Below are 15,889 nucleotides of genomic sequence, written 5' to 3'. Positions count from 1 at the left end.
TTTACTGTTGATTTTTGATTCCCAAAATTATGAAATATATGTTCGGTTTTAGATTAGTTTTTATGTGTTTTGTAATATTTATTTACTAATTTAAGGGCTTTATATCCTATATAAAATATAAAACTTAATCGCATATACTATTTACTATATTTGTCATTTACTTTTAAAGTGAGGAAGTACCCAAAACTATTTAATTTTTAAGCAACATTTTGAAGATGATTTTTTAAAAAAGTTAGCTTGTATTTGTTATAGCTTTTTAATGATTTAATCATACAGTCATTTAGATAATTATTTCTAAAATTCTCTTTTGCTATGTCTAAAGATATTATATTATTTTTATATTCTTTGTTATGTAGTTTTATCTCAAATATATATTTACTAGAATCTTGTTTATACCTGTTTAAATTGATTTCTCTTGACTTTTTAGCTCTTGTAACTCTTCCCTTATCTTTTGACATTACTTGCATATAAACACCCTTAGAAGATGTTACAAGTAGATTATCAATCTCTTTGAATGTAAATCCTTTAGAATAAAGAAATATTACTTCATATTGTAGTTGAGTTAGTTTGTTCATTATCAAGTTACCTTTCATAAATACAGATTTATTTTAAATCATTTATCAATCGTAATAAATTATGTAAGTATACTTTATTTTTAACATGAAAGTATAGTTGATATTTTGTGATTTTGATATTTTTACTTATTAGATAATTAAAATATTTTATACAATAGAGATAATCTTTATAAATTTTTCCTTGTGCTATTTTTTCATCAAAAGTATAGTTATCTGATTCAATAAGAATCTTTTTATTTTTACTTTTGCAATATTCTATAAGTTTTCGTATGTGGTGGGTTTCTATTCTCATTCTACAATATTACAATAAAAAAAGTTTTTAGATTGATTTCATTGCATATTGTTAGTTTATATTTTCCTACTTCTCGATTTCTCTTTTAATTTCTTTCCCATCTTTATAATAAACTTTATAACTTTGACTATAATCCTTACTAAATTTTCTTTCCCAACCTGTTTTTTTACCATCTTTATAGATTAAATCCTCATAGGTTTGTTTACTCCATCCACTTATTATTTTTCCTTTATTTGATTTAACTACAGAAAGTGATTTTGTACCGTTATCATTCCAACTTTCAGTTAATCCAACTTCTACAGGTTTATTGTTCTTATTACTTATTCTAGTACCTTTAGATAGCAATTGTCCATCACAACTCCAGGATTCAGATTTACCATTAAATTTTCCATCTTTTGCAATAAATAAATATTTCATACATTCATACTTATTCTTAACAGTAATAGTTCCTAATCCAGTAAATGGCTTATTACTAAATTCTTTATAAATAATATTATCTCGTACTTGAATATTTTGAGCATCTTCAAAGCTCATTGCCAATAACATTGTTCCCATTAAAACTAATAAACTAATTTTTTTCATTTCTTCTCTTTTATCTCTTTTGAAACCAAATATCTATTTTCCCATTTGGTTGTATTACACATCTTGCTTGATTTTCTATTTTAATTCCTAATCCATTTTGTGAGTCAAAATTAAGTATAACTGTTGCATTTCCATTTGAATGTGCTGTATATGCTTTACCTAATAAATTATGTACATTAACACTCTCAGGTCTACTAGCATTTGACTTAATCTTGTCACTACATATTTGAGTTGCAACAGTTTCGCTCAATGCTTTTTTTTGCTTCGGTACAATTTGAGCTTCTGCTTCCTTTTTTGTAAAAAATACATTGTGAATATCAGCCCCACTTCCACACATTACAAAAAATACTGGATTTTCTTTCGTTCCTTTACTATTAGACATAATCACATCAGCTTGAACATTATTACATTTAGGATTATTTTTTCTTATATTATTTACTTGATTAACTAATATTTTTTTATATGGTTCTGTTCTTTTATCCCAATAAAAATCCGATTCTACAAAATCTTTATATGGTTTTGAAGTTGCGATTGACTTGCTATGCTTCTTATCTTCTTTTTCTCCACACCCACTTAATCCAAATCCTATAACAGAAACAACTGCTAAACTTAATAATCTTTTCATTTTTTTCCTTTTATTTTATTATAACAAATTTGACTTACAAATTTTATCTACATCAAGATAATTAAATCTTCTTGATTCAAAAATATAGTTATAAATTAAATCTGTAAAATTTTTGGTTCTGCCATCTAATTTAGCTTTTTTTAATAATGGACTTATCATAATTGATATTGAATCATACTCTCTTAATTGCGAAGCTCTTTCAAAAAAATAAGTCCCATCAAAACCTTTTAATGTTTCTTTATCCATATTTTCAATAATGTCTTTATAATCATCACTTTTTATCTCTTCTTGTTTTTTATCAAACATATCAAGATTATATTCTATCTCTTTACAATATGAATATATACCAAAAGGAATAGCATTCATAAACTTTTTTTCTTTAGATAAAAATATTCTCATTTGTTTATTTATACACATCTGACTATAAGCATCTAAATATAAAACATTTAGGTTTGTTATATCACTCCAACCCTCATCATTTTTATTTGCTAGTTGTAGATACATTGGTAATCTTAATCTTGCTACAATAGATAAATCGTCCCCTGCAAGTTTATAAGATTCTTTTAAAAGAGTACACGCTTCATCAAATCTTTTTTCTTTTTTTAGTTGAACTGCATCAGTTAGTAAACTTTGTATTTTATCATTTTTATCTGATATACTTTTGTCTACATTAATATGTTTGTTAGTTGTACTATTATTATTTTGGAATAATTTTTTAATAAAATTTATCATATTTACTCGCACCAGTCTTTTATTTTTTTACCACCATCATAATAAACGGCAAGATTATTTTCAATCAGTACAGTTGCAAGTGATATATTATCTAAATACACATCAGCAACAATTCTAAAATATTTACCTTTTTGTATATTTCTAAGCTCTACAACTTTAGCACTTCTTAGTTTTGATACAGTTAGCTGTTTTGCTTTTCGTGCTAAAAGTTTTTCAGTTTGGCACTTGCCACGCATTTCAGGAGTATCAACTCCATTAAGTCGTATACTCATATTTTTACCTATTATTGGTGGGTATGAATTTATGTTTACTCGAAATGTATCACCATCATAGATTGATACAACCGCATCTACAATAACGCTCCCATAAGTCTGTTTTGCTTCAATAGTTCCGATAAAAAGAAAAAGTAAAATAATTGCTTTAATCGTGTTTCCACCAAATCTTAATTTTTGCAATTATAATAATAATGCAGCCACTTAGCATTACTAAGTTTTTTGTTAAACTATTTGTTTCCATATCAATGAAAAATATTCCAACTAATAATAATATCCAACCAATTAAACTCATCAATTTCAAAGATTTACTTGTACCTTGTGTTGTATAAGTTTTTGTATTGTCTTTAATAATATTTTCTTTTTATTTATTGGATTACCACAATGAAGACATTTATCTGCCTTATCTGATATTTGATTTCCACACTCTTCACATTTTATTAATGCCATGTTTTTTCCTAAATATTTTATATAATTTTTGTAGATAATTGTGTTAACTTTTTACTATTAATATTTGAGTTTAAATCCACCAGCTTTGCCAAATTCTTGAACATGCTTGTTGAGCTGTATTATCCCATCATAAAGGTGTCCATCAACACTACATGAACTTCTTGCTTTAGTTTGTGCATTATTCCATTTCCTAATTTGCGGAATATCCTCAAACCATTTTTTATTTGTTATTAATTTATTCCATTCAATTAGTTCTTTTTTTGCTAATTCATTACATAATTTTTCTTCACTCATTGCATTAGCATTCGCATTATTAAATAAACTCATCAATAGCAGAGTATTTAAAAGTAATTTACTCATTTTTTTCCTTTACCACTTCATAAAGTGTTGTTAATAAAATCATACACTAATATAATAAATATATAATAAATTGATAGGGTAGAAATGAAAACATTAGATTTTAATGATGATGATTTAAAATATTTTTACACAACTATTAGTCAAAATGTAATAAGACTTAGAAAAGAAAAAAAGGTTTCACAGCTAGACTTAGCAACTTCAATAGGTCACAGTTCATCTACTTTTTTAGGTAAAGCAGAAATATTAGCAGAAAATAGGCACTTCAATATGGAGCATATCTATAAAATAGCATTAGTTTTAAATGTAGATATTAAAGATTTTTTTCAAGGTATAGAAACAAAAAATAAGTAAATTTCCAATAAAGAGGATAATTAAATCCTCTCAATTTATTTAACAAATTCCATTTTCTTCAACCTCCCTTAATGTCATAATCTCATTTGTTATTATGTCAATAGTTCCATTTGATTTAATTTTATAATCATCTATTGTCACTGCAATAACATTTTGCTTTTTGGCTTTTTTCTGCATCTGTTTATTTGGTTCATTTATATTAAAGATTTTTTTAGAATCACCTGTTAATTTGATTACTTTTCGACTTACTGATATAACATCGAATGTCATTACGATTTTTGCTTTCATTTTATTTTTCCTTTTATTATTCATAATCCAATAAAGAATAAAAACTTTTTCTTTATCAGATACTATATGCTCTCATCATTAACGGACATATGGACATACCTATAGGTATATGTCCTGTCTGTCCGTTTTAACTATGTATTGACATCGTGGACATTGTCCTATTTTGTCCTGTCCTGTCCTGTCCATCTGTCCTATGTCTATAAATACAATCATCTATAATCAATACTAAATTATCATATTCAATAATTTTTCCTTTATTAATTAACTCTTTTTTGTATCTAGTGAATTTTTTTCTTTTTGCTTCCAACTGTTTTTTCTCATCTATATCGCCACTTGAAGTAAGCACTTTAAAAGCTTCATCTCTCCAATCTTTTACATTTATACACTTACCATCTGAAATGCTTTCTCTATTTTTAAGCTCTTCAGGAATAGATAATCCATTCGTTTTTATAGAAAGTCTTAAACTTCCTAATAAGTTATTATGCTCAAGACTTAAAATTGATTTATTGTTAAGTGAAGTACCTACAGTATCATTATTTATTATTGGAACTAAAGTTGTTATGTTTTTACCATCTTCATCAAGTATTCCAATATCTTGAATTTTCATATCAAAGTGCATATTGCTAAACTCTTCACTTTCTTTTTGTTTATCATTTATAACTTTAGCAATTAAAGTTTCTGATTTTTCAATTCTTATACTTACATCAGCACTTGCATATCGTGAGTTTGTTCCTCTACTTCTTCCCTGTTCTTGAGTTCCACTATGATGAATCCATATAATATTTTCAACAATAGGTCTTATATACTTATCAATCATTCCTAATATTATTCCCCAATCTTCCGCACTATTTTCATTGCTCCCTGTACTATTTCTATGTAGGGTGTCAAATATAATCATAGCCATACCATTCGGATATAATTCTTTAATCTCATTCGATAAAAGTATAATTTCATTCTCATCCATCAAGTTGGTTGGCATTGGTAAAATTGCAAAATCAAGCTCTTTTATATCATAATGAATACTAAGTCCTTTTAATCTTTTTTTTACTCCTTGAGGTGCTTCACCTGCTATATAAAGAACTGCACCTTGCATAACTTCAAACCCTTGCCATGAAATACCACTTGCAACACAAAAACCCATATCTAAAAAAATAAAACTTTTATATGAACCACTAGAACCATAGCCCTCCACCAGTCCCTCTTTGGGAATTATTCCTTTTATTCTCCACTCATTAGGATTTATCACTTCTATAAAATCACTAAGTTTTACTAGTCTATTCATCCCTTTTTGTCTATTAATCTTTGGTTTTAAGGGTTCAATAGCTTGATTAAATCCATTGATATTACTATCATTTTCAGCTATAATGCTATCAACTTTTTTTATATCCTTATTAGTATCATTTTTTGGTACTGATAAGGTTTTTTTATTACCACTTAATTCATTTTCAATATTATTAAAAGCTTCCATTTTCTAAGCTCCCATCTTTTATTTTTAAATTTCTAAGTTTACCTTTGATGACATCTTTCAAAGTAAGTATAAACTCATCTTTGTCTTTTACATGATTTATAAAATTAATTACATCTGTACCATTTTTTAATATAGTAATTTGTTCATTTTTTCTTAGTGAATAATTAAGATATAAATCTTCTATTTTTATAGGTATCAGATATTTACAAGTAGTTAGATTTTCTTCCAATGGAACTAATGTCGATAAACTGCTTTCATCATTTTCAAGTAATACCACAACAATTTTATCTTTTGTTTTTTCTTGTAATTCTTGTAATTGTTCATTACGACTTAATCCTAATATAATACTATCTGATTGAAATATCACGGCATCAAGATGTAAAGCTCTACTTAACAGATATTCTTTATTTCCATTAAGTATGAATACTATTTGTGCATCATCTTTTATATTAATAGAGATGTACTTTTTTGAACCATGAGTGAACCATTTGATTTTGTTTCCATCTTTTGCAACAACTTCTTTTATGAGTATTGATTTAATTTCCATCATTTACCCTTTTATCACTATTGCTAAACACTTATTGTATTTGTCATACACTATTACATCTTTTAACACTTCTTGTATATTTTCGCATTGACTTAAAAAAGTTGGATTAATCAACTCTGATACAAGTCCTTTAGGAATAGGATTCTTTTTCATCTGATTATAGATATTTGTTAAATCTTTTTTTGGCTTTTGCTTTGATTGTTTCTGTATTGCTTTGACTGACAAAAGGTTATTTCCATTAAAAAAAGAATAAACTTCATTTACTACATCTTTAAAACTTTTGTTTTGTGTTGCTATCAAATAATCAATACAGTCACCTCCATCAAAACCATCTTTAATACTTCCAAACTGTTTAATATAACAATTATCACTTATCACTAAGCTCTTATCATGTGCAAACTGAAATAATTTATTTATACTATATCCATAGCTTTCCAATAATGCTTTTACATTATTTCTATCACTTAAATATGTACTTTTCAGAGTACTTAGCATCTCTTTTGTATTATCATTTTGTATCGGTTCTGTAGATACATTTCTCATATCTAATATCATTATGCACCAACCATATTAAGATTAAATACTTTGTTTACTTCATTTATATCAAAGACTGTTACTCTTGGACTTAGAGAAATTGCTGTTATCTTTTTCTGTTTTGAATATAACCAGACTGTGGATAATCCAATACCTAAATATTTCGCTAATTCTTTAGCACGATATAATTTTTTTTGTTGCATTTCTGCATATTCTACTTTACTCATTTTAAAATCTTTCCTACTTTATACCTTTAAGTAGATAGGATTTAATAGCTATTAAAATATCATCATTTGAATTTTAATGATACACCCTAACCGTCGTTAGATTAAAAGAATTGTAGGGGAATTTTTGGATTAAGGAATATCAAAGAGGTGATGATTTCTAGTACCTCTTTGTTAAGATTTAATTATCGAAAACAAATCTATTTTGAGAAAAAGATGAAATCATTTCATTTTCAATTTGAGAAACATTTTTCAGTTTATATTTGGCTCGTACATCTTTCAAGTACTTTTTCAAAGGTTCTTTTGTTCTTTTTAGTGAAGTGTACTTCATATAAGATATGATAGAAAATTCTTCATTTTTTAAGTCTTTAATCATTTTTTGTGTATTTAATAATGATTCTTCATTTGCATAATATGTTTTGTAAACTGCTTTTGGTATATTTAAAAATTGTACTTCTTCCGTTTCTCTATGTCTACTACCATATAATCTAATTATCATATCTTGTACCAGTTTCGTTTTATTCAAAGAATCATTAAGTATTTTAATATCTTTTTTTATTTGGACACTTGGTTTTTTACCTTTTAGTTTTTCAATTTTTTTTTGATATTTCTGAATTATTTCATCTTCTTTACTTTTTATTAGTTCTGTTAATTTTTCATCACTAATATCTTTATAAAGTTCTCTAGTTTTTATTTTTGATATTTCCATATCTTCATTTCTCATTTCAATTAAAGTTTCGTGTTTTCCTGTCAACAAGTATTTATCAAGATTCCAAGAATCACTATTTTCTTGAAATTTTATAATTAATGTACATAACTGCTCAAATACTTCAATTAAATTTTCTTTCGGTATATCAACAAAATAAACTATATAATCTTTTAATACCAAAATATTTTCATCCGATATAAAATCTTTTACTAAGTCGTCTGTATCTTCTACTGTATCATTTAAAAAATTATTTAATTCATTAAGAGGATAAGTCATTTTTAACCTCGTCTACCTTTAACAAAGAAACAATATAATTACTCCACCAATTAACAATAATTCTCATATCTTCAATACTATCACTTCTATTATATGCACCCTCTACAGTTCCATCTACTTTATGGGCTAGAACTCTCTCTACAAATTCATTTTTTAGATTATGTTCTTCTTGATTCTCTTTACATACTGTTTTAAACATAGCTCTAAAGCCGTGGGCTGTTTGTTGTTCTTTTGTGTAACCCATAACTCTTAAAGCTTTTGTAACAGTATTATTGCTTATATGTGGGTATTTGTTTCGTGTCGCATTTATTTGACTATTTGGGAAAAGATACTCTCCATATCCAGTAAGTTTTTTAAATTCTTTTAGATGTTTTATCATTACATCACTTAATGGTAAAGTATGCTCCTTTTTCATTTTCATATTATCTTTAGAAATTATCCAAATTTTATTTTTAAAATCTATATCAGCCCACTTTGTTTTTATGATACTACCTTGCCGTTGTGCTGTATGAATGGTAAAGATAAGTAAGTATTTAACTATTATGTTTTTATAGTTCAATATATCATTGTAGATTTTTTGTATATCTTTTTCATTTGTTAGAGTAGGGTTGTTTCGTACTTCGTTTTTTGCTTTAAATGTTTTAAGTTCCAATTTACCAAAGATTTCAGTATCTTTGATAATATCTTCTGTATATGCAAACTTAAATATTTTTATAATAATTCCTTTTATCCTTGCCAAAGTTTCCAATTTATTTACATTTTCTAACTTTTCTAATATCTTAATAGTAGAAGTATATGAAATATCTGTAATCAAAGTTTGTTCTTTTTTTGGTAAGTAATTTGTGAAGTGATTTTCTAGTCTTTGTTTTGATAATATTATTGTTTCTGTTTTTAATCTTCTATTATTTTGTTCAAGTTCAAAGAATTTATTAGATACTTTTTCTATTGTATTACTTTTATTTTGTTCAAGTTCTTTGAGTTGTTCTTTTAACCCTTTAAAATAATCAATAGGGTCGATACCATTTAAAATAAGTTGTTGATATTCAGCTCTTTTAGTTCTTGCATTTGTAAGTTTTACAGTTGGATAAGTTCCGAATGAAGTTTTTCTTCTTTTTGATGTAGTATGACTGATATAATAAAACTCCCATAATTTACTACCATTTGGCTTGATTAATAATTGTAATCCTTGCCCATCTGATAAAGTATAGTTTTTATCTTTTGGTTTTGCATTTAGTATTTTATTATTATTCAATGGGGTTACTGTTCTTGCCATATTTAAAACCTTTATTTATATTTTAGTTACATCGGTATATAAAAAATAGTGACCTTGAACCAAAAAAAGTAAAAATGTAACTTATAATGTAACTTAAAATGATAGTTTTAGTTACATCGTATTAGATTAACTTAGGCTATTATACCTTATTAAAGATAGTATTTCAAGGGGTTTAATGGGTTTTGTTGGATTGTGTTAGATTAACTAATGGCGACCCCAGCAGGATTTGAACCTGCGTTTAAAGGATGAAGTCCTTTCGTCCTTGGCCACTAGACGACGGGGTCAATTAAAAATGGAATTATAGTAAAAGGTTGTTTGAAAACCTCTTAACTATTGATCTCTTCTTTTATTTTTTTTGCTATTGCAAGAATTTTTGAAGTTTTTTCATTGTAACTTAAACTGTCATCAATAAGATGTTTTACAAAAGCACTTCCTACAATCACACCATCTACCCCTTGGGCTTTTTCTTTAGCAGTATTTTCATCTACTCCAAATCCTATATATAATGGTGTTGATGTATTTTCTTTGACTGTTGATATTATAGTTGACAAATCTTCACTTGTTCCACTTCCTGTAATCCCAGCGTAAGCAACCATATAGATAAATTTAGTACTATTTTGAGTAAGTTGTTTAATTCTTTCTATACTATCAGTAGGGGCAACAAAATCTATAAGTGACTGATCATATTTTAGAAATAATTCTTTATATCTTTTTGCTTCTTCATAAGGAAGATCAGGAATAATAGAACCTTGGATATTTAACTCTTTCCCTTTTTGTAGAAATTTCTCCATACCATAATGGAAGTATGGATTCATATAACCCATCCACAAAGTATCCATATATGGTGCAATTTTATTTGTAACTTCAAATAAATCAGATAATTTAAATCCATTTTGAAGTGCTATTAAACTTGCTTTTTCTATAACAGGACCATCCGCAACTGGGTCTGAAAATGGTATTCCCAGTTCTAGTGTATCTACTCCTGCTTCTTTCATTTGAAGTGCTAAATCTACGGTAAAATTATTTTCTGGTAGAGAAGATGTTATAAATCCAACTAATTTTTTCATATTTGTCCTAATTATAATAAATTTTATTTTCTTTAGATATAATCTTAGCATAAATTTTATAACATGTTTATAATAGATAAAAGAGGTACTATGCAACAATTTAAAAAGCAAACTATATCCTCCATCATTAATGCAAAAGGCAATAGAAAATTAAGTATGATTACTGCATACGACGCTTTATTTGCTAAATTATTTGATGGTGAAGTCGATTTTATTTTAGTAGGTGATAGTTTAAACATGAGTTTTGGTGGTAAAAATGATACTTTAAGTATCACCATGGAACAAATGATTTATCATACGAAAGCTGTGTGTAATGGAGCGAAAAATACTTTTATTATTTGTGATATGCCATTTGGAACTTATACGAATGAAAAAATTGCATTTGAAAATGCAATGGCAGTATATCAACAAACATCAGCTGATGCAGTGAAAATTGAAGGTGGGAAAAATAAAGCACATATTGTGAAGTATTTAACTGACAATTCAATTGCTGTTGTTGGACATATTGGTTTGATGCCTCAAAACTTTCGTGTAGAGGGTGGTTACAAAATAAAAGGAAAAGATTCTCAAAATATTCAGTCATTAATTGAAGATGCAAAAGCTATAGAAGCAGCTGGAGCATTTTGTATTGTACTTGAAGGAGTAAAACCAGATGCAGCGAAATTGATTACCGAAGCAGTTGGTGTTCCTATTATTGGTATTGGTGCTGGTATTGATGTAGATGGTCAAGTTTTAGTTTGGTCTGATATGTTGGGCTTTTTTGATGAATTTAAACCTAAGTTTGTTCGAAAATATTTAAATGGTGCACAATTGGTTAAAAAAAGTGTTCAAGAATATGTAAGAGATGTAAATGATAAAACATTTCCATCGGACGAAGAAATATATTAATTAAGAAAGAGAAATGAATATGAATACAAAAAAGAATGTTATTTCTACAATTGCTATTATTATGATAGTTATGTTTATTGCTATGATTATAAATATAGCATTAAATTTACGAGAATTTGGTATAAACAGTGCAAAAACAAAAGCATCTCTTGTCTCCCAAAGTGTTAAAAATGGATTGACTGCACATATGGTCAATGGGATTATGGAAAACAGAGACTTTTACATTAATGAAACAAAAAATCTTTCTAATATTGATGACTTGTGGATTATTCGATCTGACGAAGTTAATAAACAATATGGAAAAGGGAAAGAGATAGTAAGAGATGAAATTGATAGTGAGGTATTAGCTACTGGTAAAACTATTGATATTATCGAAGAAAACTTTTTTGGACATAGTACATATAGAATTACTATACCATATAAAGCAGAACAAACAAATTCAATTGATTGTTTAAGTTGTCATGAAACACAAGTGGGAAATACTCTGGGTGCTATTTCAATGGTTATGACAATGGATGATCTAAAAGATGCTAGTTTAGAAATTATGATGTATGTTTCAGTGATATCATTGATTTTGATTTTGATTATTTTATTTTTTGTTACAAATTTAATTACACCATATTTAGCAATTTTTAAATCCATAAAAGATGTTATGAAAGCTGCTAAAAAAGGTGACTATTCTGCACGAATTTTAGGAGTTAATAAAGGTGAGGCAAAAGAGGTTGCTCATTGGATTAATGAACACATGAATAAGCTACAAAATAATCTTTCTGTTATAGAGAAAAAAATCAATATTTTCTTAACAGCTCATAAATCTGATGCTAGTTTAGATCCTATGCTTGAAGTACAAAATACAGTTACCCGACTTGCTGATATATATAACTTTAGAAAAACAATTGAACATGATGAAAGAATCGAAGATGTTTACAAAAGATTTGCACATGTATTAATAAGTAAATTCAATATTACTAACTTCAATTTTCTTGAAGCTGATACAACAAATAAAACGACTGATATCGTGTATGTAAATCAAGAGATTGTGTGTGATCCTGTTTTAAAAGGTTGTAGAGCAGATAGAACAAATACTATGGTTGACTCATGTCAATTTCAAAATGTATGTGAGCACAGTAAAAATACTGATAAATTTTATATTTGTGTTCCTTATTCAATTTCAAATGATTTAGATTTTATAGTTTCAATTGTAACAGATACACAAGAAGAACATGATAGAATTCGAGGTTTACTACCATTTATCAATGACTATGTTGGTTCATCAAAACCTGAAATTGTAAGTAAAAAACTTATGCAGATTTTAGAAAAAAATGCACAAACAGATCCATTGACTAATTTATATAATAGAAAATATTTAGAAAAATATATTGATGGACAACTTTATAATGGAAAATATAAAAATATTCCTTGTGGTTTGATGATGGTTGATATTGACTTCTTTAAACTTATCAATGATAACTATGGTCATGATATTGGAGATATTGCTATTAAAACTATCTCAAATACTCTGATGGATGTTGTTGACCCAACTGATGTTATTATAAGATTCGGTGGAGAAGAGTTTATTGTTGTACTTACAGACTGTACTGAAGAAAAATTACAACGAAAAGCTGAAGAGATAAGAATAGCATTTTCTCAACAAAAAATTCAGGCACAAAGTGAATCATTTAGTAAAACAGTAAGTATAGGTACTTCACTATTTCCAAATAAAGATAAAAGTTTCTGGAAATATGTAAAACAAACAGATATAGCATTGTATCAAGCGAAACACCATGGAAGAAACCAAGTGGTTCGATATAAAGAAGGTATGGAATATCATTGCATTATGCAATGAAAATGAAAACTAATCATCTATTGTGATAAAGTAAGTAAAAATATTAGGATATATTATTGGAAAGAATAGTTGAGCTAGAAAAAATGTCATTTGAAGATAGTAGTGATGAAGTAACCCTTCGTCCAACTATTTGGGATGATTATATTGGTCAAGAAAAAATAAAAAAAAACTTACAGGTTTTTATAAAAGCTTGTAAAAAAAGAGAAGAGGTATTAGATCATATTCTACTCTTTGGACCTCCAGGACTAGGAAAAACAACACTTAGTCATATTATTGCAAACCAAATGGACACAAATATAAAAGTTACAGCAGCCCCTACAATTGAAAAAGGTGGTGATCTTGCTGCAATATTGACAAATTTAGAAGAGGGTGATATCCTTTTTATAGATGAGATTCATAGATTGAGTCCAGCTATTGAAGAGATACTTTATCCTGCTATGGAAGATTTTAGACTTGATATCATCATAGGTTCAGGACCTGCTGCACAAACTGTTCAAATTGATCTTCCTCGGTTTACTTTAATAGGTGCAACAACAAGAGCAGGGATGTTGAGTAATCCTTTGAGAGATAGATTTGGAATGCATTTTAGATTAAATTTTTACAATGATGCTGAACTGTCAAAAATAGTACAAAGAGCTTCTATCAAACTTGAGAAAGAGAGTAATACAGAGTCAAGTTTTGAAATAGCTAGACGAAGTAGGGGAACACCTAGAGTTGCTTTAAGACTTTTGAAAAGAGTACGAGATTTTGCTGAAGTGGAAGATGAAGATATGATTGAATTACATAGATGTCAGTATGCTTTAGATGAATTAGGGATAAATGATAAAGGGTTTGATGAGATGGATTTAAGACTTTTAGAATTGCTTCTTTCAAATAAGGGCAAACCTATGGGACTCAATACTATAGCGGCAGCTTTAAGTGAAGATGAGGGTACTTTAGAAGAAGCAATTGAACCTTATTTATTAGCAAATGGATATATTCAAAGAACAGCTAGAGGAAGAATAGCTACTGTAAAAAGTTATGAATTATTTCGATTATCACCACCATCAGAGACAAATGAAAAATCACTTTTTATGGAGAATACTTAAGATGAAACTTGATACAAAACAGCTACAACATATAACTGTTTTATATGTAGAAGATGATAACATTGTATCTTCTCAGACAAAAAAAATTTTGGATAAATTGTTTAAAAAAGTTTATGTAGGGTTTGATGGAAAAGATGGATTAGCACTTTATAAGAAAAATATCGATGATATTGATATTGTAGTTACAGATATAAATATGCCAAATATGAATGGCTTGGATATGATTAAAGAGATAAATAAACTTAATAAATCGCTTCCTACTATTGTTACAAGTGCATATTCTGATTCCGATAACTTATTAAAGGCTATAGATATAAATGTTGATAAATATATAACTAAACCAATTTTAATTAAGGAATTAACAGTTACAATTGTTGAATTAGTTCTACACTATAGAAGAATTAATAATATTGAAAACCTAGCAAAAAATTTAGTTCAAAAAACAACACAAACAGATAAAGAAAATGATGAACTAAATACAGTATTAGAAATGGCTCAAAATCATAATATCTATTTAAAATCGATTGTTGATACAATGGTTATCAATTTTCAAACAGATAAAAATGGAAATATCACAGCATTCTCTACAAAATTTAAAGCATTTTTTCAATATAACGAAGATATTATTGGAAAGAGTATTGATATTTTAAAATGTGAAAGTTGTGAACAAGAAAGCTTTCAAAAATTGATGTTGCGTGCAATTCATACAAAAAAAACTGTAATTGCTAAATATACACTTATAACAAATAATGAAAGAAAGTTTGAAACAGAAGTAACTATGACACCTTTTTATGGGAAAGATGCCTTAGTTGATGGTTATACCTTTTATTTAGATATTCTTTAAAATAATAAGATTAAGCTTTTTTAAGAAACTGTGTAAGAATCATGATTTTTACACCATTTACTCTACCTTCGATATGCTCTGCATCATCATGAGGCAAAGATATATTTCTTACGGCTGTTCCTCTTTTTGCTGTAAATCCAGCACCTTTTACTTCTAAATCTTTGATGATATTTACTGTATCACCTGCATTTAAAATAACTCCATTGCTATCTCTATGTATCACTTTATTTTCAGATTCAAAAAGACCCTCTTCAGCCCAAGCAATTGTTGCATCTTCTAAATACATCATATCAAGCATTTCTTGATTTTTAAGTGTTTTTAAAACTCTGTATGCTATAACTTTTACAGCTTCAACTTCACTCCACATAGAGTCATTTAAACAATGCCAGTGAGTTTCATCGAGATTACTCATATCTGCTAATTGTTCGTTACATTTTGAACATATATGGATTGTTTTATCGATGCTTCCATCAGATGGTGTAACTTCGTAAGCTAGTAAACCTTCTGTTGAACCACAAAGTTCACATGCTCCATTACTTCGAGTGTTTAGTTTTTCTTGTAAACTCATATATTTTATGCCTTATAGTTAATTTTTATA

General features: G+C 27.4%; 22 protein-coding genes and 1 tRNA gene. 5 read left to right on the top strand and 18 right to left on the bottom strand.

Annotated features, from left to right (window positions below):
• Positions 1 to 197: 197 nt before the first annotated feature.
• The 8 genes from ACMCMH_RS00770 to ACMCMH_RS00735 all read right to left on the bottom strand — a co-directional run bounded on the left by ACMCMH_RS00770 (position 198) and on the right by ACMCMH_RS00735 (position 3,888).
• Complete coding sequence (locus ACMCMH_RS00770) at positions 198 to 575, bottom strand: hypothetical protein (protein ID WP_412726115.1); 378 nt, start codon at positions 573 to 575, stop codon at positions 198 to 200.
• Positions 576 to 603: 28 nt separating this feature from the next.
• Positions 604 to 867 (bottom strand): hypothetical protein, encoded by a 264-nt coding sequence (locus ACMCMH_RS00765; RefSeq protein WP_412726113.1) that lies wholly within the window; start codon positions 865 to 867, stop codon positions 604 to 606.
• Positions 868 to 933: 66 nt separating this feature from the next.
• Positions 934 to 1,449, bottom strand: a complete 516-nt coding sequence (locus ACMCMH_RS00760; RefSeq protein WP_412726111.1) for a hypothetical protein — start codon at positions 1,447 to 1,449, stop codon at positions 934 to 936.
• Positions 1,450 to 1,459: 10 nt separating this feature from the next.
• The gene (locus ACMCMH_RS00755) at positions 1,460 to 2,074 is read right to left on the bottom strand and encodes a lipoprotein (protein ID WP_412726109.1); all 615 of its coding nucleotides are present in this window, start codon (positions 2,072 to 2,074) and stop codon (positions 1,460 to 1,462) included.
• An 18-nt stretch (positions 2,075 to 2,092) separates the two neighbouring features.
• Positions 2,093 to 2,806, bottom strand: coding sequence for a hypothetical protein (locus tag ACMCMH_RS00750; protein ID WP_412726107.1), 714 nt, complete (start codon positions 2,804 to 2,806; stop codon positions 2,093 to 2,095).
• A gap of 2 nt (positions 2,807 to 2,808) precedes the next feature.
• Positions 2,809 to 3,261, bottom strand: coding sequence for a thermonuclease family protein (locus tag ACMCMH_RS00745; protein ID WP_412726105.1), 453 nt, complete (start codon positions 3,259 to 3,261; stop codon positions 2,809 to 2,811).
• A gap of 117 nt (positions 3,262 to 3,378) precedes the next feature.
• On the bottom strand, positions 3,379 to 3,528 hold the full coding sequence (locus ACMCMH_RS00740) for a zinc-ribbon domain-containing protein (RefSeq protein WP_412726103.1): 150 nt from the start codon (positions 3,526 to 3,528) through the stop codon (positions 3,379 to 3,381).
• Between the two features lie 57 nt (positions 3,529 to 3,585).
• Positions 3,586 to 3,888, bottom strand: a complete 303-nt coding sequence (locus ACMCMH_RS00735) for a hypothetical protein (RefSeq protein WP_412726101.1) — start codon at positions 3,886 to 3,888, stop codon at positions 3,586 to 3,588.
• 84 nt (positions 3,889 to 3,972) lie between these two features.
• On the opposite strand from ACMCMH_RS00735, the gene ACMCMH_RS00730 reads away from it, so the two are divergent.
• Positions 3,973 to 4,239, top strand: a complete 267-nt coding sequence (locus ACMCMH_RS00730; protein WP_412726099.1) for a helix-turn-helix domain-containing protein — start codon at positions 3,973 to 3,975, stop codon at positions 4,237 to 4,239.
• 39 nt (positions 4,240 to 4,278) lie between these two features.
• Here ACMCMH_RS00730 and ACMCMH_RS00725 read toward each other — a convergent pair whose 3' ends face one another.
• The 9 genes from ACMCMH_RS00725 to trpA all read right to left on the bottom strand — a co-directional run bounded on the left by ACMCMH_RS00725 (position 4,279) and on the right by trpA (position 10,625).
• Positions 4,279 to 4,527 (bottom strand): hypothetical protein, encoded by a 249-nt coding sequence (locus ACMCMH_RS00725; RefSeq protein WP_412726097.1) that lies wholly within the window; start codon positions 4,525 to 4,527, stop codon positions 4,279 to 4,281.
• A 127-nt stretch (positions 4,528 to 4,654) separates the two neighbouring features.
• Positions 4,655 to 5,995 (bottom strand): AAA family ATPase, encoded by a 1,341-nt coding sequence (locus ACMCMH_RS00720; protein WP_412726095.1) that lies wholly within the window; start codon positions 5,993 to 5,995, stop codon positions 4,655 to 4,657.
• Positions 5,982 to 6,542, bottom strand: a complete 561-nt coding sequence (locus tag ACMCMH_RS00715; protein WP_412726093.1) for a hypothetical protein — start codon at positions 6,540 to 6,542, stop codon at positions 5,982 to 5,984. The genes ACMCMH_RS00720 and ACMCMH_RS00715 overlap by 14 nt, the downstream gene beginning before the upstream one ends.
• Positions 6,543 to 6,545: 3 nt before the next feature.
• Complete coding sequence (locus ACMCMH_RS00710) at positions 6,546 to 7,097, bottom strand: hypothetical protein (protein ID WP_412726091.1); 552 nt, start codon at positions 7,095 to 7,097, stop codon at positions 6,546 to 6,548.
• A complete protein-coding gene (locus tag ACMCMH_RS00705) occupies positions 7,097 to 7,303 on the bottom strand; it encodes a helix-turn-helix transcriptional regulator (protein ID WP_412726089.1) in 207 nt (68 codons plus the stop codon). Before ACMCMH_RS00705 ends, ACMCMH_RS00710 begins: the two co-directional genes overlap by 1 nt.
• 178 nt (positions 7,304 to 7,481) lie before the next feature.
• Positions 7,482 to 8,285 (bottom strand): hypothetical protein, encoded by an 804-nt coding sequence (locus tag ACMCMH_RS00700; RefSeq protein WP_412726087.1) that lies wholly within the window; start codon positions 8,283 to 8,285, stop codon positions 7,482 to 7,484.
• Positions 8,269 to 9,558 (bottom strand): tyrosine-type recombinase/integrase, encoded by a 1,290-nt coding sequence (locus ACMCMH_RS00695; protein ID WP_412726085.1) that lies wholly within the window; start codon positions 9,556 to 9,558, stop codon positions 8,269 to 8,271. Before ACMCMH_RS00695 ends, ACMCMH_RS00700 begins: the two co-directional genes overlap by 17 nt.
• Positions 9,559 to 9,766: 208 nt before the next feature.
• Positions 9,767 to 9,842, bottom strand: a tRNA-Glu gene (locus tag ACMCMH_RS00690).
• A gap of 42 nt (positions 9,843 to 9,884) precedes the next feature.
• Entirely contained in the window at positions 9,885 to 10,625 is a 741-nt protein-coding gene (gene trpA, locus ACMCMH_RS00685) for a tryptophan synthase subunit alpha (protein ID WP_412726083.1), read from the bottom strand.
• A 90-nt stretch (positions 10,626 to 10,715) separates the two neighbouring features.
• Between trpA and panB the strand changes: the two genes are divergently transcribed.
• Genes panB through ACMCMH_RS00665 form a run of 4 tightly spaced genes read left to right on the top strand, consistent with a single transcriptional unit; the run spans position 10,716 to position 15,291 of the window.
• Positions 10,716 to 11,513 (top strand): 3-methyl-2-oxobutanoate hydroxymethyltransferase, encoded by a 798-nt coding sequence (gene panB / locus ACMCMH_RS00680; protein ID WP_412726081.1) that lies wholly within the window; start codon positions 10,716 to 10,718, stop codon positions 11,511 to 11,513.
• 13 nt (positions 11,514 to 11,526) lie between these two features.
• Complete coding sequence (locus ACMCMH_RS00675) at positions 11,527 to 13,359, top strand: GGDEF domain-containing protein (RefSeq protein WP_412726079.1); 1,833 nt, start codon at positions 11,527 to 11,529, stop codon at positions 13,357 to 13,359.
• Positions 13,360 to 13,415: 56 nt separating this feature from the next.
• Entirely contained in the window at positions 13,416 to 14,447 is a 1,032-nt protein-coding gene (gene ruvB / locus ACMCMH_RS00670) for a Holliday junction branch migration DNA helicase RuvB (RefSeq protein ID WP_412726077.1), read from the top strand.
• A gap of 1 nt (position 14,448) precedes the next feature.
• Positions 14,449 to 15,291, top strand: coding sequence for a response regulator (locus ACMCMH_RS00665; protein ID WP_412726075.1), 843 nt, complete (start codon positions 14,449 to 14,451; stop codon positions 15,289 to 15,291).
• Positions 15,292 to 15,301: 10 nt separating this feature from the next.
• Here ACMCMH_RS00665 and ACMCMH_RS00660 read toward each other — a convergent pair whose 3' ends face one another.
• On the bottom strand, positions 15,302 to 15,859 hold the full coding sequence (locus tag ACMCMH_RS00660) for a PhnA domain-containing protein (protein WP_412726073.1): 558 nt from the start codon (positions 15,857 to 15,859) through the stop codon (positions 15,302 to 15,304).
• Between the last annotated feature and the right edge of the window lie 30 nt (positions 15,860 to 15,889).

Source organism: Arcobacter sp. 15-2, from assembly GCF_047159865.1.
Taxonomy (GTDB): domain Bacteria; phylum Campylobacterota; class Campylobacteria; order Campylobacterales; family Arcobacteraceae; genus JAIOSF01.
This window is presented reverse-complemented; position numbering and strand designations above follow the sequence as displayed.